This is a genomic window from Nitratireductor rhodophyticola (genome assembly GCF_019891355.1).
Classification (GTDB): Bacteria; Pseudomonadota; Alphaproteobacteria; order Rhizobiales; family Rhizobiaceae; genus Nitratireductor; species Nitratireductor rhodophyticola.
This window is the reverse complement of the sequence record NZ_JAHSSF010000003.1, coordinates 177,509-203,515: the sequence shown is the minus strand read 5'-3', so window position 1 is coordinate 203,515 and position 26,007 is coordinate 177,509. Positions and strand designations below refer to the sequence as shown.

The window sequence follows — 26,007 nt, the reverse complement described above, 5'->3', positions numbered from 1 at the left end:
GTGCAAAGACGAGAGACTCGCGGGCGCTTGTGGTGGTTTGGGCGGCTCTCCGGGGGAGTGGGGTGGCGGCATCATCCCGCCTGTCCTGTCCGTTCTCCCGCCGGAGCGGATTTTTCTTCGTTTCGTGCGCCTGTGCGTTCCAGCCAGTCCCGACTCTGCATCTCGATGAGGCGGGAGACCGTGCGGTCGAATTCGAAGGCTTCCGTGCCGTTTGCGGCCGTATAGAGCGCATCGGGCGCAGCTTCTGCGGACAGGAACAGCCGCGCCTCGGCATCGTAGAGCGTGTCGATGAGAAGAATGAAGCGCTTCGCTTCGTTGCGCCGCCGCAGGTCCATGGTCGGAACATGGTCGATGAAGATCGTGTCGAACGCGCCGGCAATAGCCAGATAATCTCGCGCGCCGAGCGGTTTCTCACAAAGATCGGAGAAGGAGAAGCGGGCGGCTGAGCCTGATGCCTGCGGCACGGGCACGGTGCGGCCCTTGACGGTCAGCGCGGCGGGTTCGACGGGGCGACCATCCACCACCGTCTCCCAGGCCTCGTCCATCTGCTCTTTGGCCGAGGCATCGTCCGGTGTCATATAGACGGGAATGCGGTTGAGCTTTCGCATCCGGTAGTCGGTATCGATGTCCAGTTCCAGAATGCGGGTATGTTGCTTGAGAATGCCGACGAAGGGCAGAAACAGACCGCGGTTGAGCCCATCGCGGTAGAGATCGTCCGGCGCGACGTTGGAGGTGGCGACCAGCACGACCCCCTGGTCGAACAGTGCCGAGAAAAGGCGCGAGAGTATCATCGCGTCGGCAATGTCCGTCACGGTGAATTCGTCGAAGCACAGAACCCATGCTTCCTTCGCCAGCGCCGCCGCCACGGGCGGGATCGGGTCGGTTTCCTGCGTCTCGCCTGCCTTCAGCGCCGCACGGTGCCGGCCGATACGGTCATGCACGTCCGCCATGAAGTCGTTGAAATGCGCGCGGCGCTTGTGCTCGACCGGGACCAGTTCATGAAAGAGGTCCATGAGCATGGTCTTGCCGCGCCCCACACCGCCATGAACATAAAGCCCGCGTACCGGCTCCCGCGTCTTGTTGCGCTTGGCAAACAGCCAGCCGAGCGCGCTCGACTTGCGCGCCAGGCGCTTGTCGCTGATGTCGGCGATCAGCCGGTCCAGCGCCGCTGCGATCCTCTCCTGTGCGGGATCGTGCGCGATCCTGCCTGTCTCGACCATGTGGCCATAGCGCTGCGTGACGGAAGGATGGGTTACGAGTCCGTCACGCAATGTCATGTCAGGCTTTCACGCTTGGCCGTTCGGCCGAATGATGTTGATGGTCGAGAGTCAGCGCGACAGCGAAATGGGCTGCCCCGATGTGGTCTGGCCGTCGAAGCGGCCTGCGCCGGACGAATAAAGGCGTGCGAGCACGCTGCCATTCGCATCGTAAAAGGCAAGCTGCTTGCCTTCGACATTCCACGATTTCACGCCATCGATGGGAGCGGGGCAGCGCAGCGGGCCGGCGCGGTAGCCGGAACCGAACTTGGTCTGCGGCGTGGCAACCCGGCACGACTGGCCGGCGACGTTTACGCTCCAGACGCCGGCAACGGCTCCGGTTGAAACGTCGGGTGCATTGGCAGCCGCGTTCGGATCAAGGGCTGCGACCTGCGTTTCCTGCTGGGGCGCTTCAGGGAACTGCGACGGATTTGCGGTCGGGCTCGACGGAGGAGGGAGCTGGTTCGACGTCACCGTGCCGGAGGGCGCGGAGGGCAGCGGGTCAGGGGCCCGCGTGGCCATCGGCGAGAAGCGGTCGCTCTGACAGCCGGCCAGGCCCGCAGCCAGAAGCGTTACAGCCAGAATTGCAAACTTGTTGTGTGGCATGCCGTCTCTCCGTTACAGCGTCCAATGCACTGAAATACAAATGAGTTCCATTTGAAGCGCCAGATCGTGGCGAACTTTTGCGACTATAACAGCCCAGCCATGGTTAAGAACCGGTTTCAGCCACATGGGGCCGCGACTGTTTCTTATTGGCAACACTCCTGAGCGGTGTTCGGCGGGTGCACTGGAACCGGGGAACCGCTTTCGGCGTTGAAGCTTTTCAACCGGCGTCAGAGCACCGGACCGAAAGTGGAATCCGGTTTTCGGATTATTCCGATGCTCATTTATAGTTTCGATCGTCCTTTGTGTGTCCGGATGGACGCCGGCGATCCAGCGCCAATAGGAGGGCAAACAATGCTTAAATGGATTCTCATTCTGCTGATCGTCGCGGCTGTTGCAGGTCTGCTTGGTATGAACAGCCTTGCAGGAGCGGCAATGACCGGCGCGAAAGTTCTGATCGCCGTGGTTCTGGTTCTCTTCCTTCTCGCGGTCCTCGGTATTGTGGCGATAGCCTGACATCGCACTTGATTGATGGGGCCGTTCGTCTGGTAATTTTGCCTCTCATCAGCCATATAGGCGCCTGAGACATAAGGTTTTGGAGCCACCATGGCGCTCGAGGCAGCATTCGCGAAGATGAACGGCCTCGGCAACGCGATCATCGTTGCCGATATGCGTGGCCGCGCGGACCGGGTGACGCCCGAGGCTGCGCGCGCTCTCAATGCCGATCCGGCTACGCGCTTCGACCAGATCATGGCGATCCATGATCCGCGCCTTGCCGGCACCCATAACTATATCGAAATCATCAATTCCGATGGCAGCCAGGCGCAGGCCTGCGGCAATGGCACGCGATGTGTCGTGCAGGCGCTGGCCGCTGAAACCGGCGAGAAGGTTTTCACCTTCCAGACCATCGCCGGCATTCTGAACGCCGAGGAGCATGAGGACGGCCTGATCTCGGTCGACATGGGCAAGCCACGGTTTGGCTGGCAGGATATTCCGCTTGCCGAAGAGTTCCGCGATACGCGCATGATCGAGTTGCAGGCGGGGCCCATCGATGCGCCGGTGCTGCATTCGCCTTCGGTTGCCTCCATGGGCAACCCCCATGCGATCTTCTGGGTTGAGAGAGACGTCAATGTCTACGATCTGGAGCGCTTTGGACCGCTGCTTGAAAACCATCCGATCTTCCCGGAACGTGCCAACATCTCCATCGCACAGGTGACAGCCGAAAATGCGCTGAACCTGCGCACATGGGAACGCGGGGCTGGGCTTACGCTCGCCTGCGGGTCTGCCGCCTGTGCTGCCGCTGTGTCTGCCGCGCGAACCGGGCGCACGGGCCGTCATGTCACCGTCACCGTTCCGGGCGGGCCGCTCGACATTCTCTGGCGGGAAGACGATCACGTCATCATGACCGGCCCCGCCGAATGGGAGTTCTCCGGCCGCTTCGACCCCGCCACCGGGGCCTGGGAGCGCGAGACCGAGGGAGCGGCCTGAAATGGCGGTGGATGTTCTGACATTCGGGTGCCGGCTGAACGCCTATGAGTCCGAGGTCATCAAGCGCGAGGCGAAGGATGCCGGGCTTGAAGAGCTGAGGGGCGGCGCGGTCGTCGTCAACACCTGTGCCGTTACCGGCGAGGCGGTGCGGCAGGCGCGTCAGGCGATCCGCAAGGCGCGTCGTGAAAATCCCGATGCCCGCATCATCGTCACCGGCTGCGCCGCACAGACGGAGCCCGGCACCTTCGATGCCATGAACGAGGTGGATCTCGTTCTCGGCAATGAGGAAAAGCTCAAGGCCCACAATTACCGCGCCCTGCCGGATTTCGGCGTGAACCAGTTCGAGAAGGTGCGCGTCAACGACATCATGGAGGTGCGCGAGACCGCATCGCACATGGTCGAATCCATCGAGGGCCGCGCCCGCGCCTTCGTTCAGGTGCAGAATGGCTGCGATCATCGCTGCACCTTCTGCATCATTCCCTATGGCCGGGGCAATTCCCGCTCGGTGCCCATGGGCGCGGTGGTGGATCAGGTGCGCCAGCTCGTCGGCAATGGCTATGGCGAAGTGGTGCTCACCGGCGTGGACCTGACCAGTTTCGGGGCCGATCTGCCGGGCAGCCCGCGCCTCGGGCGGCTTGTCTCCACGCTTCTGCGTGAAGTACCGGAGCTTGAGCGTCTGCGTCTTTCCTCCATCGATTCCATTGAGGCGGATGACGAGCTGCTGCGCGCTCTGGCGGAAGAGGAACGGCTAATGCCGCATCTCCACCTTTCGCTACAGCATGGCGACGACATGATCCTGAAGCGCATGAAGCGCCGCCATTTGCGCGCCGATGCCATTGAATTTTGCCAGCGCGTGCGTGCGCTCAGGCCAGACGCCGTGTTTGGTGCCGACATCATTGCCGGTTTCCCGACGGAAACGGATGCCATGTTCGAGAATTCGCTGAAGATCGTCGAGGAATGCGGGCTCACGCATCTCCACGTCTTCCCCTTCAGCCCGCGCGAGGGCACGCCGGCAGCGCGCATGCCGCAGCTCGACCGCGCGCTGGTGAAGGAGCGCGCCGCGCGTCTGCGCGCCGTGGGTGATGCCGCCTATGCGCGGCATCTCGCATCGCTTGACGGCACCCGTCAGCGCATTTTGATCGAGCGGCCCGGGCTTGGCCGCACAGAGGGATTCACGCTGGCCGCGCTTGAAGGCGGTCAGCCGGGGCAGATTGTCGAGGCACGGATCACCGGTCACGACGGGGAGCGGCTCACTGCGGTCGCCGTCACACAGGAAGCGGCATAGCAGGCATGGCGTTTGGATTTATCAAAAAGGTCTTTTCCTTCGGCAAAAAGGAAGTTGAGGAAACGAAGCCCGACGAGGCCGAAACGGAAGAGGCTGTTGCTTCCGAAGAGTCCGATGCAGCCTTGACGGGCGAGAAGCCCGCCCCTGAGCTCATTCCAGAGCCAGAGCCAGAGCCAGAGCCAGAGCCAGAGCCAGAGCCAGAGCCAGAGCCAGAGCCAGAGCCAGAGCCAGAGCCAGAGCCAGAGCCAGAGCCAGAGCCAGAGCCAGAGCCAGAGCCAGAGCCAAAGGCCGAAATTTCAGACGCAACACCTGCGCCCCCTTCTCCCCGCGAGCGGGGAGAAGGTGAGGATGAGGGGCAGCGCGACGTTGACGACATCACGCCCGCAGTCGAAGCCGCGCCGACACCCTCGACCGACGACGCCCGCCCCTCATCCGGTCCTTCGGACCACCTTCTCCCCGCCCCTTCGACGGGCTCAGGAGGGGAGAAGGAAGCGGAGCCCGTGATCGAGGTTGCGGAAAAGGCCGAGGCCGACGAAGCCCCGGAACCGAAGGCCGAAGAACCGGACGCAACACCTGCGACCCCTTCTCCCCGTGAACGGGGAGAAGGTGAGGATGAGGGGCAGCGCGGCATTGGCGACACCACGCCCGTCGCCGATGCCGCGCCCGTCGCCGATGCCGCGCCAGCCGCTGCCGCAGGCAAGATCGCCGTCTCCAAAGCAGTCGAGCGCGTGGAAGAGAAGGCTCCCGAGCCGGAAGCGCCGCAGCCGCGCAAGCCATGGTTCCAGCGTCTGCGCGAGGGGCTGTCGCGCTCATCGCGCGAGCTGCGCGATTCCATCGCTGGCGTCTTCACCAAGCGCAAGCTGGACGAAGACACGCTCCAGGATCTGGAAGACGTTCTGCTGCGCGCCGATCTCGGTCTTGAGACCGCGATGCGCGTCACCGATGCGCTGGCGTCGGGCCGCTACGGCAAGGATGTGTCGGGCGAAGAAGTGCAGACCGTCATGGCCGAGGAAATCGAGAAGGTGCTGGCGCCGGTCGCCATGCCGCTCGAACTCGACCTGTCGCACAAGCCGCATGTCATTCTCGTGGTCGGCGTCAACGGCACCGGCAAGACGACCACCATCGGCAAGCTGGCCGCAAAGCTCACCGAGGGCGGGCTCTCGGTCACGCTGGGGGCCGGCGACACGTTCCGCGCCGCCGCCATCGAGCAGCTCAAGATCTGGGGCGAGCGCACCGGCTCGCCTGTCGTTTCCTCAAAACTCGGCGCGGATGCGGCGGGCCTTGCCTATGATGCCTATGAAAAGGCGAAGGAAGCCGGCTCCGACGTGCTGATCATCGACACCGCCGGCCGTCTCCAGAACAAGGCCGAGCTGATGGCGGAGCTTGAGAAGATCGTGCGCGTTCTCGGCAAGCATGATCCCGATGCGCCGCACACCGTCCTCCAGACGGTCGATGCCACCACCGGACAGAACGCCCTTAATCAGGTCGAAATCTTCCGCAATGTTGCGGGCGTGAACGGTCTGGTCATGACCAAGCTCGACGGCACGGCGCGTGGCGGCATCCTTGTTTCCATCGCCGCCAAGCACAAGCTGCCGGTCTATTTCATCGGTGTCGGCGAGCAGGTCGACGATCTGGAGCCCTTCTCGGCGAGCGATTTCGCCAAGGCGATTGCAGGAGTTGCATAGATTGATGGGTTTGCGCCTGAATACCCCCCTCTGCCCTGCCGGGCATCTCCCCCTCAAGGGGGGAGATCAGGTTGTGGCGCGGGTTTCGCCAATTACCGAGGTTGAGGAGAGCAGAGCTTCATCTCTACCACCAATCTCCCCCCTTGAGGGGGAGATGCCCGGCAGGGCAGAGGGGGGTGCAGCGCCAACATTTTCCGAGGAGCATCTTCAATGACCCGCTTTCTCGAACGCGATCCCGCCGATCCCAAGCGCAAGGAGATCAACCCGATCCTCAAGCTGGCGCTGGAGCTGGGGCCGCTCATGGTGTTCTTCTTCGCCAATTCGCGCGGCGAGTGGCTGGTGGAGCGCTTTCCCGCTCTTGGGGAGCTGGGCGGGCCGCTTTTCGTGGCGACTGCGCTCTTCATGGCCGCCACGGCCATCGCGCTTACAGCCTCTTGGATCCTCACGCGCACGCTGCCCATCATGCCGCTCGTTTCGGGCGTTGTGGTTTTCGTGTTCGGCGCGCTGACGCTCTATCTGCACAGCGAAATCTTCATCAAGATGAAGCCGACCATCGTCAACACGCTGTTCGGTGTGGTGCTTCTGGGCGGTCTCGCCTTTGGCAAATCGCTGCTCGGCTATGTGTTCGATTCCGCCTTCAAGCTGGATGCGGAAGGCTGGCGCAAGCTCACCCTGCGCTGGGGCCTGTTCTTCATATTCCTGGCGGTGGTCAACGAGGTGGTGTGGCGGATGTTCTCCACCGACACCTGGGTCGCCTTCAAGGTGTGGGGCATCATGCCGATCACCATTCTCTTCACGATGAGCCAGATGCCGCTGATCATGAAGCACTCGCTGGAAGAGCCCACGAAGTGAGCGAGAGCATCGGCCCGAAAATCGGGACCGATTTTCGGAAAGCACGATGCGCAGATCCAATAGGTTAGAGCGTCCTTTGTGCGTCCGAATGGACGCACGGCGCTCTAGCCGGCCGCATCCCGCCTTGCGGCGGCGATGGCGTCGTCCAGCCGGCTGTAGAACCGGAGTGCGGGTGGCCGCATCCCGTGGGTGCGCAGCAATTTGCGCACCGGCTGGCTCGCCCCCACGAGATAGACATTCGCTCCCTGCTGGCGCGCCTTGCGCACGAAACCTTCAATGGTTGCAGCCGCTGTGGAATCGAGAAAGCTCACCGAGCCGATGTCGATGACATAGGCTTTCGGCTGGCCGCCGATCCGGTCGAGTGCGGCCCCCACCGCAGCCGCTGCGCCGAAGAAGAACGCGCCGGCAATGCGGTAGACAACCACATCGTCGTCGGTTGCAATCTCGGCGTTGTATGGGCGTTCGCCATTATCAGGCTGATCTCCCAGGGAGGCAACGCCATGCTCCACGCGCACCGCTTCCGACATGCGGTGCAGAAAGAGCAGCGCGCCGAGACCGAAGCCCACCAGAATGCCCTCCGTCAGGTCGCGGAACACCACCAGCAGGAACGTCACCAGAAGCACGATCGCATCGCCCCAAGAGGAGCGCAGCAGCGCGGCGAACTGGTGCTTCTCCGCCATGTTCCACGCCACCACGGCCAGAATTGCGGCAAGGGCTGCAAGCGGGATGAAGCGCGCCAGCGGCGCAGCCACCAGCATGAACGCCAGAAGAAACAGCGAATGCAGCATGCCCGCAACAGGCCCGCGCGCGCCGGCCCGCACATTGGCTGCCGTGCGTGCGATGGTGCCCGTCACACAGAAACCGCCAAACAGCGCCGAACCGATATTGGCTGCGCCCTGCGCCACGAGCTCGCTGTTGGAGCGGTGCCGGCGTCCGGTCATGGAATCGGCCACCACCGCCGAAAGCAGGCTCTCAATGCCGCCCAGAAGCGCAAACGAGAAAGCGGCGGGCAGAACCGCCATGATCTTTTCGGTGCTCAGGACCGGCAAATGCGGAGCAGGCAGCATCTGCGGAATGCCGCCGAACCGCGAGCCGATGGTTTCCACCGGCAGACCCAGCGCCCAGGCGACCAGCGTGGCCGCTACAACGGCGATCAGAAAGCCCGGCCAGTGCGGCCGCCAGCGGCGCAGCCCGACGATCACCGCCACCGAGCTGAGCGCCAGCAGAAGTGCTGCGGCATTCACCGTCGGCGCGGCTTCCGCCAGCGCCTGCAGTTTGGGAATGAAGGGCCCGGGCTCCGCGCCCGTCAGCGTCAGGCCGAAGAAATCCTTGAGCTGGCTCGTCAGGATGATGACGGCGATGCCGGAGGTAAAGCCAACGGTGACGGGATAGGGCACATATTTGATGAAGGTGCCGAGCCTCAAGAGACCAATGGCAAGCAGGATGAAACCGGAGAGGAAGGTGGCGAGGATCAGCCCGTCCATGCCGTGCGCCTGCACCGTGGCGAAAACGAGCACGATGAACGCGCCCGCCGGGCCGCCGATCTGAAACCGGCTGCCGCCAAGCGCTGAAACCAGAAAGCCGCCGACAATGGCGGTATAGAGCCCGCGCTCCGGCCCCACGCCCGAAGCGATGGCGATGGCCATCGACAGCGGCAGCGCGATGATCGCGACCGTAAGGCCGGCAACGATGTCGGCCTTGAGCGCGGCAGGGCCATAGCCCTCGCGCAGCACGGTCAGCAGTTTGGGCGTGAAAAGAGCAGTGAAGCCGGGGCGCGTGGCGCTCGCCTGCATGGGAAAGCCTCATACCATCGGCAGCGGAAGGCCGTCGGCGGATTTGCAGGCGGTCGCCGTTGCGTTCTCATCGTTCCCGCCGTTCCGGACGCAAAACCGGTTTCCACTTTTGCTGGAACTGCGTTGTCTCAGACGGTTTTCGCCTTTGCCGGGGTTGGCTCTCTGAAGCGTACACCACGTCCGGTGCCGTGGCTGGGTGCATGGTCACCGATCAGCTCGATGCCGGCTGCCCCCAGCGCCTCGACCACCTTGGAAAGCGTGTCGACCACACCGCGCACATTGCCTTCGCTTGCCTCCATCCTCTGGATGGTCGGCAGGGAAACGCCCGAAAGCTCGGCCAGTTGCTTCTGGTCGATGCCCAGAAGGGCTCGGGCGGCGCGCATCTGTGCTGCGGTTATCATTGGCGCTCCGTCTTTGAGAGTATATACAGTCTTTTAGTATTGATGTCTAGAACATCAATATTGATGGTTTTAAACGGATCAGACGCCGAAAAGTCCGATCACCCCGCCCATGATAAGGGCGACACCCAGCCAGTGGCCGGCGTCGATCAGGGTCAGGTCCCAGCCAAAGCCTTCATAGCGCTGGTTGACAGCAACGGTCGTGGCCATGAAGCCGAGCCAGATGAAGGCACCGGAGACAACGCCGTTCCAGAAGGTCACTTGGCCTGCGCCCAGATGACCGATCACGCCGGCCAGAACCCATGCCATGATCAGTTCGGCCACGAATGAGGTGATGAAGAGCGACGGTTCCATCCTGGCGTCTTCGGGCTTGATGCGAGCGGCCTTCATCCATGGCTTGCCAAGCGTGCTGTAATAGACGGCGCCGAACATGAACGCTGCGATGGCGGCAACGAGGATGGCGAGATAGTTGAGACCGGCGAAATCCATGGGGTTCTCCTCACATGTCCAGCAGGGCGGATTGAACCCGCACTCCACAAAGCGGTCAAGCGAATTGCCAGACGGTAGTACGCTTCACCTCTGCGTCTTCGAGCGCACGGGTCACGGGTACGATATAGCTCGCCAGTTCGGTGAGGCGTGTGCGCGGCAGGTAGCTCCGGCCGGGGTCGCCGACAATGACCGTCGCGCCTGCTCCTGACAGGCGCTCGAACCATGGCACCAGCGTGTCGGTCATCGCCCGGTCATAGAACACGTCGCCGGCAAGCACCACGTCCCATTTGCCTGTTGCGCCGGTGAGGTCTTCCTGCGTGGTCTCGAACTGCACCTCGTTCGCGGCCATGTTCAGCGCGCAGGCCGGTCCGCTGAACGGGTCGATGTCCGCTGCCAGAACATGTTCCGCGCCTGCCTTCACGGCGGCAATGGCGACAAGCCCGGATCCGGTCGCAAAGTCGAGAACGGTTTTCCCCCGCACGGTTTCGGGGTGATCGAGAATGTAGCGCGAAAGCCCCTGACCACCCGCCCATGCGAAGGCCCAGAAAGGGGGCGGCAGGCCGATCTCGGCAAGCTCCTCCTCCGTGCGTTGCCAAAGATCGTGCGCCTCATCGGCCAGATGAAGCGCGACCTCCGGCACATGTGGCGGGCGCATCAGCGCCGTGTTGGCGTGGATGAACGCCGCCGCATTGTCCGGGGTGATGCGCTGCACGGTGAAAGGCTCAGGGTGCCTTGTCGAGGCCGCCCATGCGGCAGATTTCGGCCCATTCGTCCGGCCGCACCGGCTGCACGGAAAGCCTCGAATTGTTGACCAGGATCATCTCAGAAAGCGCCGGATTGGCCTTGATCTCAGCCAGCGTGACCGGGCGAGGAATGTCCTTCACCGCGCGGATATCCACGCATTCCCAGCGCGGGTCATCCGTCGTGGTGTCGGGATGCGCCAGCGCGCACACTTCCACGATGCCCACCACGGAAGTTTCCTTGACCGAGTGGTAGAAGAAGCCGAGGTCGCCGAGCTTCATCTCGCGCATGTTGTTGCGCGCCTGATAGTTTCGCACGCCGTCCCACTGCTCGCCCTTATCGCCCTTTTTCTTCTGCATCTCCCACGACCAGGTGGAAGGCTCGGACTTGAACAGCCAATAGGCCATCACGCATTCTCCGGATTGTTGAAGACCCAGTTCCAGGCCCGTATTTCAACGGATTCGAAAAGGCCCGCAAGAGCATAGGGGTCTGCGGCGGCGATCAGTTCCGCTGCCGCCTGGTCCTCGGCCTCCACTGCAACAAGGCTGCCGCAGGGCTTGCCTTCATCGTCAAGGAATGGCCCTGCGAATTTCAGCGCGCCGTTTTCGTTGAGCCCGTTCAGATAGTCCACATGGTCGGGCCGTGTGCTCATGCGCGTTTCCAGATGGCCAGGTTTGTCCCGGCAGATGATGGCGAAGATCATGGTTTCCCCTTTTGTCAGGTTTCACTCTTGAGCGGGCGCGAAAGCAGGGCTTCCATGGCAGCCGGCACAGTCAGTCTGCCTTTGAGAAGCTCTGTCACGCTTTCGATAATGGGTGCTTCGAGGCCGCGTTCGCGCACGATACGCGCGGCGATGCCGGCCGTATGGGCGCCTTCGGCAAGCGGTCGGCCTTCAAGGCTTTCTCCGCGCCCGAGTGCAGCGCCATAGGCAAAATTGCGCGATTGCTCTGAGCCGCAGGTCAGGATCAGGTCACCGAGACCGGAAAGCCCCATCAGCGTGTCGGGCCGCGCGCCGAAGGCCTCGCCGATGCGCCGCAATTCCACGAAACCACGGGTGATCAGCGCTGCCGATGCGCTGGCGCCAAGCCCGGCTCCGTGTGTGGCGCCGGCAGCGATGGCCAGAACGTTTTTCAGCGCGCCGCCGATTTCAACGCCCGTCAGATCGTCGGTCGAATAGCAGCGCAGGCGCGGCGCGGAGAGCTGTTCGGCGAGCGTCATCGCCAGATCGGTATTTTTTGCCGCTACCGTCACGGCGGTTGGCAGGCCGCGCGCCAGATCGCTGGCAAAGCTCGGGCCGGAAAGCGCGGCCACAGGGTTTTCAGGCAGCATCTCGGAGGCGATTTCGGACATGAGCCTGCCCGTCTCGCGTTCGATGCCTTTGGCGCATAGCACGACGGGGACCCCCTTCGGCACATGCGGGCCGGCGTCGGCAAGAACCGCCCGCAGGGTCTGCGCTGGCGTCACGGCAAGAATGCAATCGGCATTCTTGAGTGCATTCTCCATGCTGCTCGTTGCAGCAAGCTTTTGATCAAGCATCAAGCCGGGCAGGTAGCGTTCGTTGATGTGATCGGCATTGATCGCCTGCGCCAGCGCCTCGTCGCGCGCCCAAAGTTTGGCACGGTGCCCGCCTGTGAGCATTGTCGCGCCCAGCGCCGTTCCCCATGCGCCTGCGCCCAGAACGGCGATGGTCCATGGTGTTCTCATGCCTTTGCTCCCCGTTTGCCCGCGCCGAAGAGTGGGGCCGATGCCTGATCCAGCGGCCAGCGCGGGCGCGGGGCGAAGCCGAGGGTGTCTTCCTCTTCAAGGCCTGCTTCCAACCGTTCCAGACCGGCCCAGGCGATCATCGCGGCATTGTCACCGCACAGGCGCAGGGGCGGGGCGATGAGCCGGAAACCGGCTTTCTCGCAGAGTGTATCGAGTGCCGCGCGGATCGCCTGATTGGCCGCGACGCCGCCTGCCACCACAAGGGCAGGTATTTCGAGATCGGGGTGCGTTTCCTGGAAGCGGGCGAGACTTCGAGCAACCCGGTCGGTCAATGTCTCCGTCACGGCCTGCTGAAACGACGCGCAGATGTCGGCAATGTCTTTTTCACTGAGCGGTGCAAGCGCGGTGGCCTCTCGCCGAACGGCTGTCTTGAGTCCGGAGAAAGAGAAATCGGGCCGAGCCTCACCCTTGAGCGGACGCGGAAAGGCAAAGCGTTTCGCATCGCCGCCTGCGGCAGCCTTTTCCACGCTGGGGCCGCCGGGATAGGGCAGGCCGAGAAGCTTGGCTGTTTTGTCGAATGCCTCTCCCAGCGCATCGTCTATGGTGGAGGCCCAGCGCTGATAGCGCCCGACGCCTTCCACATGAACGATCTGCGTGTGCCCGCCGGAGACGAGCAGAAGCAGATAGGGAAAATCGATGCCGTCGGTCAGCCGGGCGGTCAGCGCATGGCCTTCCAGATGGTTGATGGGGATGAACTTCTTGCCGCTCGCCGCCGCGATCGCCTTGGCGGTGGTCAGCCCCACGATCAGCCCGCCGATCAGGCCGGGACCTGCCGTGGCGGCGATGGCGTCGATGTCTTTTAGCGAGAGGCCCGCTTCATCGAGTGCGGCTTTCACCACTCCGTCCAGCGCTTCCACATGGGCGCGGGCTGCGATCTCCGGTACCACGCCGCCAAAGGCGGCATGGTCGGCGATCTGGCTCAAAACCACATTGGACAGGATTTTGGTGTCGTTGCCCGATTTTTCGATGACAGCCGCCGCCGTCTCGTCGCAACTCGTTTCGATGCCAAGGATGCGCGTCATTCAGACTTACCCGCTCATGTTGCCGTCGCAGCCAATCCCCGTTAGGGGTGTGGTGCATCCGGTTCGGATGCGGGTTAGCACGGACGTGACGGCATGCAAACTGATGTGGTGAAGATCGGCACGCGCGGAAGCGCGCTCGCAGTGGCTCAGGCGGCAGAGGTGCGCGCGCGCCTCATGGCGGCACACGGCCTGCCAGAAGAGGCGTTCGAGATCGTCGTCATCTCCACCTCCGGCGACCGCATTCAGGACCGCCCGCTCTCGCAGGCCGGCGGCAAGGGGCTTTTCACCAAGGAAATCGAGGAAGCCATGCTCGATGGCCGCATCGATCTGGCCGTGCATTCCTCGAAGGACATGCCCACCGTCCTGCCGGACGGGCTGGAAATCTCCGCCTTTCTGGAGCGAGAGGATGTGCGCGATGTTTTCATTGGCCGCTCCATCGCAAAGCTCGAGGATCTGCCGCGGGGCGCAAAGCTCGGCACCTCGTCGCTGCGTCGTCAGGCGCTGGTGCTTCGTCTTCGCCCGGATCTCGATGTCGGCATGTTCCGTGGCAATGTGCAGACACGCTTGCGCAAGCTGGAGGAAGGCGTTGCCGAGGGCACGCTTCTGGCGCTTGCCGGCCTCAACCGGCTCGGCATGCCGCATATAGCGACCGAGGTGATGGATCCCGAACGCTTCCCCCCAGCGCTGGGGCAGGGCGCGATCTGCATCGAAAGCCGCATCGGTGATGCGCGCATCGGGCCGATGATCGCCGCGATCCATCATGTCGAAACGGGCGATGCGCTGCTTTGCGAACGCGCTTTTCTCGGTGCACTGGACGGTTCCTGCCGTACGCCCATCGCAGGCCTTGCCCGCATAGAAGGCGACAGGCTGCGCTTTTCGGGCCTGATCCTCACGCCAGATGGCCGTGAGACCCATGAGATCGCAACTGAAGGCCTGGCAGTGGATGCCGTGCGCCTCGGCGCGGAGGCAGGCGCGGAAATCCGTGAGAAGGCCGGCACGCGGTTCTTCGATAGCTGGCAGTAAGATGCGGCGGGTGCTGGTCACGCGCCCGGAGCCGGGCGCATCGGAAACGGCAGCCAGGCTTGTTGAGATGGGGTTCGAGCCACTCGTCCTGCCGCTCACGGAGACTGTGCCGCTTCACCCCGCCATTTCCACCGGGAGTGTGGATGCTGTGGCTGTCACCAGCCCCAACGCCATCCGCCATGCACCGCAATCCATCTTCGACGCTTTGATAGGTAAACCCGTCTTTGCCGTGGGTCGCCGCACGGGTGACGCAGCGCGTGCTGCCGGGCTCAATGTGGTCGATGACGAGGCGGGCGATGCGGAGCGGCTGGCGGTGCGCATGAATGCCGCTTTCAAAGTCCCCAGCCATGTGACGGTGCTTTGCGGGCGGGTGCGCCGTGACGTGCTCGAAACGCGGCTTCTTGAGGCCGGACACAGGCCACGCCTTATCGAGATCTACGACACTCTGCCGTTGACGCCGACCGACGATGAAGTGCAGGCGCGTCTTGGCGATCGTCCTGTCGATCATGTGCTTGTCTATTCGGCCAATGGTGCAGCACGGCTTTCCAGTCTCCTAGAACGTCCTGTTCTTCAGCACCGCTTCCACGGTGCGTGCTTCTACTGCCTTTCTTCGCGGATCGCCGGGGCTTTGAGGGTGGAAGCGGGGCCGGAGATGGCTGTCGCCGATTTCCCTTCGGAAGACAGTCTCCTGGCCCTGCTGCCGGCTCTAACGGGCTAGAATTTTCTGGCGACTGTCAGGTTGACCGTGCGCCGGTCGCCATAGAAGCAGTCGCCTCGTGCAAGGCAGCTCGACACATAGGTCTTGTCGAACAGGTTGCGCGCGGCCAGCGTCACATCCCAGTCTTCGGTCTCATACCCGATCATTGCGTCTGCGAGCAAAAACGGGTCGGTGCTCAGGCCGTCTGCGCCATCCCAAGTCTCGCCGATGTAGCGCAGGCCGAAGCCCGCCTTGAAGCCCTCCCAGTCTCCCATTGGCCGGTAGCTTGCCCATGCCGAGGCCATGTGGTCGGGCACCGCGCTCAGCCTGTGGCCGGTTTCACTGCGGGTGTCGAGATAGGTGTAGTTGGCGAGCAGTTCGAAATCACGCCATTTTGTGCGCGCTTCGAGTTCGAGGCCGCGAATGCGCGCTTCGCCGAGCTGAACCCTGTTCAGCGGGTTGGCGGGATCCGAAACCAGCATATTTTCCTGATTGATCTGGAAGACGGACGCGGTGAACAGGGACGGGGTGCCGGGTGGCTGATACTTCAGGCCGACCTCGAACTGGCGTCCGCGCAGCGGCTTGTACGCCTCGCCGTAAAAGTTTGTGCCGGTGACCGGCTTGAAGGATTCGCTGTAGCTGACATAGGGGGCCAGACCGTTGTCGAATTCGTAGACAAGTCCGAAGTCCTTCGAGAGTTCACCGTCACTGTTGCCGGCGGCATCGCGCACAGAATCGTAACGCAGGCCCGCCGAGGCGATCCACCCGTTTCCGAACCTGATCTGATCGCTGAGGTAGATACCGGTCTGGCGTGTTGTGGCCGGATCGAAATCGAAATAGGCGAGACCGGAAGGCAGGTTTCCATAAACAGGGTCGTACAGGTCGATCTGTCCACCAGCCCCATAGAAATAGTCGTTCTCGGTGGTGGCCCTCTGGTAGTCGAGGCCGAGGGTGAGACGGTGAGCGAGCGCGCCGGTGTCGAACTCGGCCTTCGCATGTGTGTCGGCCGTGAAGACCTGCGCGCTGGCGTCACTCGAATAGGCGACACGGTTCAGCGTACGCCCGTCTGGATTGATAACGGGCGGAAAGGCAGCATAGATGCTGTCATACTGCGCCTCGCTGTCGCTGTAGCGCATGCGGGCGCTGACACTCCAGGTTTCGTTGAAGCGGTGATCGAAGATCGCGGTGATCGCCGCCTGTTTCGTGTCGTACCGGTCCCAGCCCGGTTCTCCCACAAAGCGGTTCGTGGGGATGGGGCCATTGGGTGCAGGAAGCAGAGTTCCCTGCCAGGGGAAAAACTGGTTCGTGGGTGCGGATTTGTTGCGCTGCAGATTGGCAAGCAGCGTCAGGCTGGTGTCGTCTGTCGGCTGCCATGTGATCGAGGGGGCGAGCGCATAGACATCGTCGGGAACGAAATCGACCTGCGTGTCGCTGTCTCGCCAGACACCCACCATGCGATAGAGGAGGGTGGCGTTCTCATCGATCCTGCCCGTTAAGTCTATGCCGACTTCCTTGCGATTGTGACTGCCGTAGGAAGCGAAAATCTCACGCCGGGTCTCCTCCTTCGGTAACTTGCTGACAAGGTTGACGATGCCGCCGGGCGAACCCTGGCCGTAGAGAACCGAGGCCGGACCTTTCAGAACCTCGACGCGTTCGAGCATGAAAGGATGAGGGCGGGTGTTGTTGTAGCTGCCAAACTGGCGCTTCAGCCCGTCGCGGTAATCTTCCGGCTCCAGGCCGCGAATGCGCGCCCAGTCACCACGGGTGTCGAAGCCGAACGCTGCGCCATACACGCCGGCGCTATAGGTGAGGGCGTCCTGAACATTCTGGACGCCCTGATCGGCCATCAACTGCTCGGTGACGACCGAGACCGATCGTGGTGTCTCAAGGATCGGCGTATCGCTTTTCGTCGCGGTCGTGCTGTCCTGAGCGATGGTCGGCCCTCTCTGTCCGCCCGTGCCCAGCGCATCTCCCTCAACGACCAGTCGATCCAGATGGGTCGTTTCCTGTGCGCTGGCCAACTGGCTGGTGAGCGCAGCCCCAGCCAAAGTAATCCAGAATCGTAATGCCATTGTTGAATCTCCAGCCGGCTGTTCGCAAAATGACTGCGCCTGGCCGCTGCTGGGATCGGCAGTCCCGCACGTCACTATTTAATATGATTACATTTATCAAGTTATAGTTCTTCACTTTTGGAAGTGTGCTGCGGGGAAAGCACAACTTTTTATTGCAGAGGCTGTGTGGGGTGCTCTAAAGACGCGCTCTCTTTTGTCGCTGCCCCTGTTTTCACCACATCCGGGTGTGATAGGAACTTATATGCACTGCACATAGTGCAGGAACCGCCTTTTGCAGTGGAGTTGCCTGATGGTCAAAACGCCGAGAACGCGTCATTCCAAATCCCAGAAGGAGCCGGTGACGATCGATCTGGATCCCGATCAGGTGAAGCGGGAGGCGGTAGACAGGCCTGACGCATCCGGCGAGACAGGCAGACAGACGGCCGGGCCGGAAGCGCAAAAGCCTGCTGAAGCGAAACCGGAGACGGCGAAGGCTGAAGCGGCTGCAAAGTCCACCGGTTCGGACGCGTCCAAAGGCGAGACGGCCACAACCGGGTCCAGGGCTAAACCTGCGTCGAAGGAGGCCGGCTTCGGGCGTGACGCAAAGACGGGCGATGCCGGTGCGCGTAACGACGATTCTGCCAAGAAATCCGAGAAGCCTGCGGCTTCCGCCCCTGCGTCGGCCAAAAGCGGTGGGGCCGGCCGGGCACTTGCCGGCGGTGTTGTCGGTGGTGTCGTGGCGCTTGCGCTTGCCGGCGGCCTGCAGTGGGCCGGTATTCTGCCAGCTCCGGAGAGAGGGAGCGATGCGGTCGACCCTGGGGTCGAGGCATTGCGCCAACAGGTGAGCGCGCTTGAGAGCAGGTTGAACGAACAGCCTGCCGCCGGCGGCGATGGCGAAGCGCTTGAAACCGCATTGAGCGAGGCCCGGGAGCGCGCCGGCGCGACCGAGCAGCGCCTTGCCGAACTGGGCAACGAGATCACGGCGCTGCGTGAATCGATCTCGTCAGGCGAAGCCGGCGAAGGCCCGGGGCTCGAAGCGCTCTCCCAGAGGCTCGCGGCGCTTGAAGAGCAGACACAGAGCCATTCTCCTGATGGTGATGCCGGTGCGGCGCTGGAGGGCGTGACCTCGCGGCTTTCCGCTATGGAGACGAGCATTCAGGGCGCATCCGAAGCGGCCCGCGCGGCCAGCCAGTCAGCGTCCGATAATGCAACGGTTCTTTCCACGCTCAAAAGCGAACTCGATGCATTGAAAGCGCAGGTCGCCGAAGAGGGCGATACGCCGCGCATGGCGCTTGTCATCGCCGCAACGACGCTCAAATCGGCTGTTGAGCGTGGCACACCCTATGCCAGCGAACTCGAGACCTACACCACGATTGCCCCGGAGGGCGAGGCCGAGGCGCTCGCGCCGCTTGAGGCGAATGCGGCAACCGGTGTGCCGAGCCGCGCCACGCTTGCTGCCGAGGCGCCCGAAGTGGCGAGCCGCATCGTCGCCGCGGTCACGCGCCAGACCGTTGAAGGCGAGGGTGGCATCATCGACAGCCTGATGGCGAGCGCCCGTTCGCTCGTGGTGGTGCGGCCCGTGGGGAGCGTCGAGGGCGACGGGCCGGATGCGATTGCCGCGCGAATGGAAGCGGCCGTTGTCGCAAACGATTATGAAAAGGCACTTGCCGAATACGAGACGCTGCCGGAAGCTGGTAAAGAGGCTGCCGCCGATTTTGCGGAGAGACTTCGGGCCCGCCAGGCTGCCGACCAGATATTGAACAGAGCGCTCGCCGATGCGCTGAAGGGGGCATAAGCGCAGATGTTCCGAATTCTTTTCTACCTTGTTGTTGTCTTCCTGCTGGGGCTGGGCTTTGCCTGGCTGGCCGAGCGCCCGGGCGATCTTGTCGTCACCTTTGCGGGCTATCGCTACGAGGTTTCCCTCATGGTGGCTGCGGTTGCCATCGTTGCCATCGTCGCGGCGGTGATGATCCTTTGGTGGCTGATCCGCAGCATCTGGACGAGCCCCTACACCGTCGCCCGGTATTTCCGCGTGCGCCGCCGCGATCGCGGCTATCAGGCGCTCTCCACCGGCATGATTGCCGCGGGCGCCGGCGATGGCGGCCTTGCAAGACGCATGAGCCAGCAGGCGGCCAAGCTCATCTCTTCAGATCAGGAGCCGCTTATTCACCTGCTCGACGCGCAGGCTGCGCTTCTCGATGGCGACCGGCAGGCGGCGCGCGACAAGTTCACCGCCATGCTCGACGATCCCGAAATGCGCCTTCTGGGGCTGCGCGGGCTCTACCTCGAAGCCGAGCGACTGGGTGAACGCGAGGCCGCGCGCCACTATGCCGAGCGTGCGGTGGAGAATGCACCGCAGCTCGAATGGGCGGTGAATGCCGCACTTGAGGGCAAGACCGGCGAGGGTGACTGGGACGGAGCGCTGAAGCTGCTCGACAGCCGCAGAGCGACGGGCAAGGATGCGCGCGAGAGCGTCGCCAGCCGTCGTGCCGTGCTGCTCACGGCCAAGGCCATGGACGTGCTCGACGCCGATCCGCAGGTTGCCCGCACCACGGCTCTGGAAGCGCACAAGCTGCGACCGGATTTCGTTCCGGCGGCTGTGACGGCGGCCAGGGCGCTCTTCCGCCAGAACGAGCTGCGCAAGGGGTCCAAGGTCCTTGAAACCGTCTGGAAAAAGGAACCGCATCCCGAGATCGCCGACGCGTATATCCATGCGCGCCCCGGCGATTCCACACAGGACAGGTTGGCGCGCGCCAAAAAGCTTCAGTCGTTAAAGCGCAACAATGTGGAATCGGCGCTGGTCGTCGGTCGTGCCGCCCTTGATGCCGGCGAATACAGGCTGGCACGCGAATCCTGCGAGGCCGCCGCCCGCCTCGGGCCGCGCGAAAGCGTCTATCTGCTTATGGCCGACATCGAGGAAGCCGAGACCGGGGATCAGGGCCGCGTGCGCCAGTGGCTGGCAAAGGCGCTGCGTGCGCCGCGCGATCCCGCCTGGGTGGCCGATGGCTATGTGGCCGAGCGCTGGGCGCCGGTCTCGCCCGTCACCGGCAAGCTCGATGCCTTCGAGTGGCGCATGCCGATGGAACGGCTTGCGCAGGTGGTGGAAGGCGAGGAGGACTTCTCGCCCGCCCCCGCCATTGCCGCGCCGAAAGGAGAAGAAGCGGATGAACCGGCCAAGGCAGAAGCCGAACCGGTGGTGATCGAGGCGGAGCCCGTTGAGGTTGAGAAGCCGCAGAAAGCGAAGCCGGCTGACGCTGCCGCAGAGGCGGTGGCGAAACCGGAAAAGCCCGAGCCGCCTGCGGAAACCGCACCGGTCAACGGGCAGAAGGCAGCGTCCGCAAAGAAGGATGATCCTGCCAAACCGCCACTTCCCGATGATCCCGGCGTGGACCCGGACGACAAGGACAGCTCGACGCAGAGCCCCTTCCGCCTATTCTAAGTCTGAGACACGGCGATTCGCCCCGGGTTCGCCCGGGCCGCTCCGGGGCGGATCGCTTCCCCCAATTGACCCGAACCGCAGGCGCTCATGTTCGACAGTATCCTGTCCTTTCTGAAAGACCTTCCAGGCAACAGCCGGCAAACGGCTCTGAAACCGGAAGATGACCCGCGCGTGGCCGCTGCCGCACTCCTGTTTCACGTGCTCGATGCCGATGGTATCCGCGAGGCGTCCGAAGTCGAGAAGCTCAAGGAAACCCTGTCCAGCACCTACAATGTGACTGGTGCGGAGCTCGAGAAGCTCCTCAGGGCCGGGGAGAAGGCGGAGCAGGAGGCGATCGACCTTTATGCCTTCACCAGCGTTCTGAAACGGCATCTGGACGCGGATGCGCGCAAGGCCTTCATCGGCCTGATGTGGGGCATCGTCTTCGCCGATGGCGAGATGCACGAGCTGGAGGATAACCTTGTCTGGCGCGTGGCCGAGCTTATCGGCGTCGACAACCGGGACAGGGTGATCCTGCGTCAGGAAATGCAAGAGAAGTACGCCAAGAGCTGAACGCCATGGAGATCGACCCGAGCCGCAGGATTTTGATCGTTCTGCATCAGGAAACCTCGAGCGCGGGGCGTGTCGGCCAGGTGTTGCAGGCAAGCGGATTCTCGCTGGATATCCGCCGCCCGCCGCTGGGCCACACCTTGCCTGAAACGCTTGAAGGCCACGCGGGCGTGGTGATGTTCGGTGGCCCGATGAGCGCCAACGATCATGATGATTTTGTAAAGCGCGAGACCGACTGGCTTTCCGTGCCTTTACGGGAGAACAAGCCCTTTCTCGGCATCTGCCTCGGGGCGCAATTGCTGGTGAAGCATCTGGGCGGGCATGTGAAGAGCCACGATGACGGGCTAGTGGAGATCGGCTGGTATCCGTTGCGCGCCACGGAAGCCGGACGCAAGCTCATGCATTGGCCCGAAATGGTCTACCAGTTTCACCGTGAAGGCTTTTCTCTGCCGAAGGATGCCACGCTTCTCGCCACCGCCGAACACTATCCCAATCAGGCTTTCCGCTATGGCGAAAACGCCTGGGGGGTGCAGTTTCATGCCGAACTGACCCGCGCCATGATGCAGCGCTGGGTGGTGCGCGGTGCGCATCGTTTCGTCATGCCCGGTGCCCAGCAGGGGCGCGATCATCTGGGCGGGCGGCTCATCTGGGACCGGCATCTGAAACAGTGGCTGGCGGAATTTCTGGAACTGATTTTCGGGCGCGAATGCGCCGGAACGCTTCAGACAGGAGACGAAGCGAAAGGGCAGCATCCCGTGGGCCGACGCATGGTCGGACGCAGGGGCGTGGCCTAGGCTTAGGAAAGATTGAGCGCGGCATTGGCCCCCCTCTGCCCTGCCGGGCATCTCCCCCTCAAGGGGGGAGATTGGCTGAAGTACCCAAGGCACCTACCTACCAGCGTTGGAGCGGTTCACCGTTTCACGGAAACGCCACTCCGTTCTATCTATCTGTTTTTTCGTATTTATGCGGACGTCAGGTGATTCCGCCTGACTGCAAAAAGCCTTGGTGACTAGCGAACTCAATGACCCGATTGATCCCCCCCTTGAGGGGGAGATGTCCGGCAGGACAGAGGGGGGTATTCGGCGTAAACCTTGACCCGCACTCAATGCCGGCGCGAAAGCTCTCGCGTGGCCGCTTCCAGCCCGGCGAGCGTCATCGGATACATGCGGCCTGAGAATATTTCCTGCAGCATCTGGATGGAGTGCGTGTAGCGCCAGTGCTTTTCCGGAACTGGATTCAGCCACGCCGCATTTGGCCACTGCTGGAGAACGCGGTTCAGCCACACATGGCCTGCTTCCTCGTTCCAGTGCTCCACCGAGCCGCCCGGATAGGCAATCTCGTAAGGGCTCATCGAGGCGTCGCCGACGAAAATCACCTTGTAGTCAGGCCCGAATTTGTGGAGCACATCGAAAGTGGGGGTCACTTCGGAATAGCGGCGGCGGTTGTCCTTCCACACACCCTCATAGAGGCAGTTGTGGAAGTAGAAATATTCCATGTGCCTGAATTCGGCGCGCGCCGCCGAAAACAGCTCTTCCACAATGCGGATGTGATCGTCCATCGAGCCGCCCACATCGAAGAACATCAGGAGCTTCACCGCGTTGCGCCGTTCCGGCCGGGTTTTGACATCCAGATAGCCGTGTTCGGCGGTGGCCTGCACCGTGCCGGGCAGGTCGAACTCCTCTTCCGCGCCCTCGCGCACCCAGCGGCGCAGCCGCTTCAGGGCAACCTTGATGTTGCGCGTGCCCAGTTCCACCGCATCGTCGAAGTTCCTGAACTCGCGCCTGTCCCACACCTTTACCGCACGGCGGTGACGCGATTCATGCTGCCCGATACGCACGCCTTCAGGATTGTAACCATAGGCGCCGAAAGGCGAAGTACCTGCAGTGCCGATCCACTTGTTGCCGCCCTGATGACGGTTCTTCTGCTCGGCAAGACGCTCCTTCAGCGTCTCCATCAGTTTCTCGAAGCCGCCCATGGCCTCGACCAGCTTCTTCTCTTCTTCGCTGAGGTGCTTTTCGGCCAGCCTGCGCAGCCATTCCTCGGGGATCGCCTGCGGGGCGACGCTGTCCCCGCCCGACACCGCTTCGACACCCTTGAAGACATGCGAAAACACCTGGTCGAAACGGTCGATATGCCGCTCGTCCTTCACCAGCGCGGCGCGGGCGAGATAATAGAACGCCTCGACATCATGGGAGACAAGCTCCTTCTCCATCCCCTCCAGCAGCGAAAGATATTCGCGCAGCGAAACGGGAACGCGCGCGGCCTTCAGCTCGAGGAAGAATGGGATGAACATTTTCGTTAAAAACTTAGCTGCTTGAATTTGCCGCTGAAGTTGATGCTCATTTCGAGCAGAAATGGCGGGTCGAACTTCTCTATTGTATCAATCAATGCTGGCCATTGATGCACGACAACAGCGCAACATCGATGCATGGGAGTCCGTTGATATGCTGAAGATAGCACAACACCTCGGAGATTTGCTCTCCGAAACGCTTGCGCCTCCGCTTTGTTTTTCCGGATGCGCTGATCGCCGGTGATGACCAGCCATTCGTCGGAGCTGTTTGAAAGATAAGACATCCATTCGATGTCGGTTGGGTGCGATAGAGGTAGATCGCGGATGTGCGTGGCGCTATGTCCATCGTTGACGATGAAGCCGTTCAGTGTGGTCGCCATGACCGGCGATGTACAATTGTCAAACAAGACCCTCATGCGGCCTTGCGAAGCGAATGTTCGAATTCGACCGCACGTTTGACCGTAGCGGGCGTTACAAACCAGTTCTTGGCTGCGCGATCCAAACCTTCCGTATTGGCTGCCGAGGCCAGTACTGCTGTAGGGATGCCACTTTCTGTATCGATTGGTTGCCCGAATGAACGTTGTGGGTCGACAACTATCTTTTTCTGCTTGGACAGAGGCCACCAGCGTGATGGTGCAATTCCGTCAAACTCCACACCTTTAAGGCTCTGATCTACAATCCGTTTGAAGGTGTATTGTTTCTTGAATAGGTCAAGCAGTTTCGGGTCGTCATTCTCATCAGCAACTTCGAGAAAGATCGATCTACCGTCAGTTTGAAATCGGGTGGTTGAGAGCGGTCGTTCGTCTGCCACATATTTCTTTGCTTCTTCTATCGCTTTCCGGATCATAATGGCACTGACGCCAGCCTGCATGAATGCAAAGGCTGTACGCATTTCCATTAGATCACGGAAGCCCAGATAGACCCGATCGTCACCGATATCCACCTGAGGGCGCCAGAGCCGTTCATAGCGCCTGCCCTTAATTTCATGCCCTTTGAGCCATCGGGAAATCTTCCGACTTGGGACACCCAGCAACCGAGAGGCTTCCGCAGGTGTGTAAACACCTATGCCAACGAGGTTATCATTGTTCATATGCATGCATCCTCTCATACAGCACGCAGTTTATCACGATGCAGGATCGAAATGAATCCCTAGCTCCGCTGGTACTTGATGAAGGGTGTCAGTTTAGCGATCCGGTCATAGAGCTTGCGGGCGGTTTCGTTGAAGTCCTGCGTCATCCAGTAGACATTTGCCGCGCCGGCCTCGTCCGCCTTTTCGTAGACCGCCTCGATCAGCGCCCGACCGATGCCCTTTCCGCGCACGGCGGGGTCGGCGTAGAGATCCTGCAGATAGCAGTTGTTGCCCACCGTCCAGCAGGTGCGGTGGAGCATGTAATGGACAAGGCCGACAGGCTTTCCATCCACCTCGGCGATCAGGCCATTGGGTTCGTATTCGCCATCATCGAAGAGCCGCTTCCAAGTGGTCGCATAAACCTCTTCCGGCACGCTCGTCTTGTAGAATGTCAGATAGTCCGTCCAGAGCCGGCGCCATTCGGCTTCGTCGGTTTTTGCGAGCGGGCGGATAGTGGTGTCGGTCATGGTGTTCTCCCTCTTCTCCGCGGCACTGTCGGGCCAGGCCCGCGTGTCTGACAAGGGCCAGGAACGTGGAGGCTTTGCGCCTATTGCCGCCGCGCCATGAAGGCGAGTTTTTCGAAGAGGTGAACGTCCTGCTCGTTCTTCAGTAAAGCGCCATGCAGGCGGGGCAGGGCGTTCTTTGCCTCGCCGCGCAGGTCTTCCGGCTCTACATCGTCTGAAACCAGAAGCCGGATCCAGTCCAGCGCCTCGGAGGTGGAGGGCTTTTTCTTCAGCCCCGGTACCTCGCGGATTTCATAAAACTGGCTGAGGGCCGCTGAAACCAGGTTCTTCTTGATGCCGGGATAGTGAACCTCGACAATGTCGGCCAGCGTCTCGGCATCGGGAAAGCGGATATAGTGGAAGAAGCAGCGGCGCAGAAAGGCGTCCGGCAGCTCTTTCTCATTGTTCGAGGTGATGATGACGATGGGGCGGTGGATCGCCTTCACCGTCTCGCCGGTCTCGTAGACAAAGAACTCCATCTTATCGAGCTCCTGCAACAGGTCGTTGGGAAACTCGATGTCGGCCTTGTCGATCTCGTCGATCAGGAGAACGGTCTTGCGGTCTGCCGCGAAGGCTTCCCACAGTTTTCCGCGCCTGATGTAGTTCTTGATGTCGTTGAAGCGCTCATCGCCGAGCTGGCTGTCGCGCAGCCGCGAGACGGCGTCGTATTCGTAAAGACCCTGCTGTGCGCGTGTGGTGGATTTGACATGCCATTCGATCAGATCAAGCCCGAGCGCTGCCGCCACCTGCTTGGCAAGCTCGGTCTTGCCGGTGCCGGGTTCGCCTTTCACCAGAAGCGGGCGCTCCAGCGCGATTGCCGCGTTCACGGCCACCATCAGATCCTTGTCGGCGACGTAATCCGCCGTGCCTTCAAAACGCATGCGCATCAGTCCTTGCGGTGTTGTTCCAGCCCAAAATTCGAGCGCGACCCTATTGGGTGAATTTTGCTG

General features: G+C 62.2%; 27 protein-coding genes. 11 read left to right on the top strand and 16 right to left on the bottom strand.

Annotation, left to right across the window (positions count from 1 at the left end; genetic code table 11):
- Positions 1–71 precede the first annotated feature (71 nt).
- Together zapE and KUG85_RS12030 are read right to left on the bottom strand one after the other, a co-directional pair.
- Positions 72–1,277, bottom strand: coding sequence for a cell division protein ZapE (gene zapE / locus KUG85_RS12035; RefSeq protein WP_223005409.1), 1,206 nt, complete (start codon positions 1,275–1,277; stop codon positions 72–74).
- Between the two features lie 51 nt (positions 1,278–1,328).
- Entirely contained in the window at positions 1,329–1,862 is a 534-nt protein-coding gene (locus KUG85_RS12030) for a protease inhibitor Inh/omp19 family protein (RefSeq protein WP_065818110.1), read from the bottom strand.
- Between the two features lie 351 nt (positions 1,863–2,213).
- Between KUG85_RS12030 and KUG85_RS12025 the strand changes: the two genes are divergently transcribed.
- The 5 genes from KUG85_RS12025 (at position 2,214) to KUG85_RS12005 (ending at position 7,169) form a co-directional block, all read left to right on the top strand.
- A complete protein-coding gene (locus KUG85_RS12025; RefSeq protein WP_007007536.1) occupies positions 2,214–2,375 on the top strand; it encodes a DUF1328 family protein in 162 nt (53 codons plus the stop codon).
- Positions 2,376–2,465: 90 nt separating this feature from the next.
- A complete protein-coding gene (gene dapF, locus KUG85_RS12020; RefSeq protein WP_223005408.1) occupies positions 2,466–3,347 on the top strand; it encodes a diaminopimelate epimerase in 882 nt (293 codons plus the stop codon).
- Between the two features lies 1 nt (position 3,348).
- Entirely contained in the window at positions 3,349–4,632 is a 1,284-nt protein-coding gene (mtaB, locus tag KUG85_RS12015) for a tRNA (N(6)-L-threonylcarbamoyladenosine(37)-C(2))-methylthiotransferase MtaB (protein ID WP_223005407.1), read from the top strand.
- A 5-nt stretch (positions 4,633–4,637) separates the two neighbouring features.
- Positions 4,638–6,317, top strand: coding sequence for a signal recognition particle-docking protein FtsY (ftsY, locus tag KUG85_RS12010; protein ID WP_223005406.1), 1,680 nt, complete (start codon positions 4,638–4,640; stop codon positions 6,315–6,317).
- 210 nt (positions 6,318–6,527) lie between these two features.
- Positions 6,528–7,169 carry a septation protein A gene (locus KUG85_RS12005; RefSeq protein ID WP_223005405.1) on the top strand — a complete coding sequence of 214 codons (642 nt, stop codon included), beginning with the start codon at positions 6,528–6,530 and terminating at the stop codon, positions 7,167–7,169.
- A 104-nt stretch (positions 7,170–7,273) separates the two neighbouring features.
- Here KUG85_RS12005 and KUG85_RS12000 read toward each other — a convergent pair whose 3' ends face one another.
- The 8 genes from KUG85_RS12000 to tsaD all read right to left on the bottom strand — a co-directional run bounded on the left by KUG85_RS12000 (position 7,274) and on the right by tsaD (position 13,376).
- Complete coding sequence (locus KUG85_RS12000) at positions 7,274–8,962, bottom strand: SulP family inorganic anion transporter (RefSeq protein WP_223005404.1); 1,689 nt, start codon at positions 8,960–8,962, stop codon at positions 7,274–7,276.
- Positions 8,963–9,090: 128 nt separating this feature from the next.
- The gene (locus KUG85_RS11995; protein WP_025031833.1) at positions 9,091–9,363 is read right to left on the bottom strand and encodes a helix-turn-helix domain-containing protein; all 273 of its coding nucleotides are present in this window, start codon (positions 9,361–9,363) and stop codon (positions 9,091–9,093) included.
- Positions 9,364–9,441: 78 nt separating this feature from the next.
- Positions 9,442–9,849 (bottom strand): DUF1761 domain-containing protein, encoded by a 408-nt coding sequence (locus KUG85_RS11990; protein ID WP_223005403.1) that lies wholly within the window; start codon positions 9,847–9,849, stop codon positions 9,442–9,444.
- A 55-nt stretch (positions 9,850–9,904) separates the two neighbouring features.
- Entirely contained in the window at positions 9,905–10,504 is a 600-nt protein-coding gene (locus KUG85_RS11985) for a class I SAM-dependent methyltransferase (RefSeq protein ID WP_223005831.1), read from the bottom strand.
- A gap of 67 nt (positions 10,505–10,571) precedes the next feature.
- Positions 10,572–10,997, bottom strand: coding sequence for an EVE domain-containing protein (locus KUG85_RS11980; RefSeq protein WP_223005402.1), 426 nt, complete (start codon positions 10,995–10,997; stop codon positions 10,572–10,574).
- Complete coding sequence (locus KUG85_RS11975; RefSeq protein ID WP_223005401.1) at positions 10,997–11,293, bottom strand: YciI-like protein; 297 nt, start codon at positions 11,291–11,293, stop codon at positions 10,997–10,999. The genes KUG85_RS11980 and KUG85_RS11975 overlap by 1 nt, the downstream gene beginning before the upstream one ends.
- 14 nt (positions 11,294–11,307) lie before the next feature.
- The gene (locus tag KUG85_RS11970) at positions 11,308–12,294 is read right to left on the bottom strand and encodes an NAD(P)H-dependent glycerol-3-phosphate dehydrogenase (RefSeq protein WP_223005400.1); all 987 of its coding nucleotides are present in this window, start codon (positions 12,292–12,294) and stop codon (positions 11,308–11,310) included.
- Positions 12,291–13,376 carry a tRNA (adenosine(37)-N6)-threonylcarbamoyltransferase complex transferase subunit TsaD gene (gene tsaD / locus KUG85_RS11965; protein WP_223005399.1) on the bottom strand — a complete coding sequence of 362 codons (1,086 nt, stop codon included), beginning with the start codon at positions 13,374–13,376 and terminating at the stop codon, positions 12,291–12,293. The genes KUG85_RS11970 and tsaD overlap by 4 nt, the downstream gene beginning before the upstream one ends.
- 93 nt (positions 13,377–13,469) lie before the next feature.
- On the opposite strand from tsaD, the gene hemC reads away from it, so the two are divergent.
- Positions 13,470–14,399 carry a hydroxymethylbilane synthase gene (gene hemC / locus KUG85_RS11960; RefSeq protein WP_223005398.1) on the top strand — a complete coding sequence of 310 codons (930 nt, stop codon included), beginning with the start codon at positions 13,470–13,472 and terminating at the stop codon, positions 14,397–14,399.
- 1 nt (position 14,400) lies between these two features.
- Positions 14,401–15,117, top strand: a complete 717-nt coding sequence (locus tag KUG85_RS11955) for a uroporphyrinogen-III synthase (RefSeq protein WP_223005397.1) — start codon at positions 14,401–14,403, stop codon at positions 15,115–15,117.
- On the opposite strand, the gene KUG85_RS11950 is transcribed toward KUG85_RS11955, so the two are convergent.
- Positions 15,114–17,168, bottom strand: a complete 2,055-nt coding sequence (locus KUG85_RS11950) for a TonB-dependent siderophore receptor (RefSeq protein ID WP_223005396.1) — start codon at positions 17,166–17,168, stop codon at positions 15,114–15,116. The genes KUG85_RS11955 and KUG85_RS11950 overlap by 4 nt on opposite strands.
- 289 nt (positions 17,169–17,457) lie before the next feature.
- On the opposite strand from KUG85_RS11950, the gene KUG85_RS11945 reads away from it, so the two are divergent.
- The 4 genes from KUG85_RS11945 to KUG85_RS11930 all read left to right on the top strand — a co-directional run bounded on the left by KUG85_RS11945 (position 17,458) and on the right by KUG85_RS11930 (position 21,929).
- Positions 17,458–18,942 (top strand): COG4223 family protein, encoded by a 1,485-nt coding sequence (locus KUG85_RS11945; RefSeq protein ID WP_223005395.1) that lies wholly within the window; start codon positions 17,458–17,460, stop codon positions 18,940–18,942.
- A gap of 6 nt (positions 18,943–18,948) precedes the next feature.
- Positions 18,949–20,586: a heme biosynthesis protein HemY gene (locus tag KUG85_RS11940; RefSeq protein WP_223005394.1), complete on the top strand. Its 1,638-nt coding sequence runs from the start codon at positions 18,949–18,951 to the stop codon at positions 20,584–20,586.
- A gap of 87 nt (positions 20,587–20,673) precedes the next feature.
- Entirely contained in the window at positions 20,674–21,138 is a 465-nt protein-coding gene (locus KUG85_RS11935; protein WP_007008384.1) for a tellurite resistance TerB family protein, read from the top strand.
- Between the two features lie 5 nt (positions 21,139–21,143).
- The gene (locus KUG85_RS11930) at positions 21,144–21,929 is read left to right on the top strand and encodes a glutamine amidotransferase (RefSeq protein ID WP_223005393.1); all 786 of its coding nucleotides are present in this window, start codon (positions 21,144–21,146) and stop codon (positions 21,927–21,929) included.
- A gap of 308 nt (positions 21,930–22,237) precedes the next feature.
- Here KUG85_RS11930 and KUG85_RS11925 read toward each other — a convergent pair whose 3' ends face one another.
- The 5 genes from KUG85_RS11925 to KUG85_RS11905 all read right to left on the bottom strand — a co-directional run bounded on the left by KUG85_RS11925 (position 22,238) and on the right by KUG85_RS11905 (position 25,938).
- Positions 22,238–23,428, bottom strand: coding sequence for a vWA domain-containing protein (locus KUG85_RS11925; RefSeq protein ID WP_223005392.1), 1,191 nt, complete (start codon positions 23,426–23,428; stop codon positions 22,238–22,240).
- Positions 23,429–23,433: 5 nt separating this feature from the next.
- On the bottom strand, positions 23,434–23,805 hold the full coding sequence (locus KUG85_RS11920) for a PIN-like domain-containing protein (RefSeq protein ID WP_255606386.1): 372 nt from the start codon (positions 23,803–23,805) through the stop codon (positions 23,434–23,436).
- A 32-nt stretch (positions 23,806–23,837) separates the two neighbouring features.
- A complete protein-coding gene (locus KUG85_RS11915; RefSeq protein WP_255606385.1) occupies positions 23,838–24,515 on the bottom strand; it encodes a helix-turn-helix domain-containing protein in 678 nt (225 codons plus the stop codon).
- Between the two features lie 59 nt (positions 24,516–24,574).
- A complete protein-coding gene (locus KUG85_RS11910) occupies positions 24,575–25,021 on the bottom strand; it encodes a GNAT family N-acetyltransferase (protein ID WP_223005389.1) in 447 nt (148 codons plus the stop codon).
- 80 nt (positions 25,022–25,101) lie between these two features.
- Positions 25,102–25,938, bottom strand: a complete 837-nt coding sequence (locus KUG85_RS11905; protein WP_065818266.1) for an AAA family ATPase — start codon at positions 25,936–25,938, stop codon at positions 25,102–25,104.
- Positions 25,939–26,007: the final 69 nt, after the last annotated feature.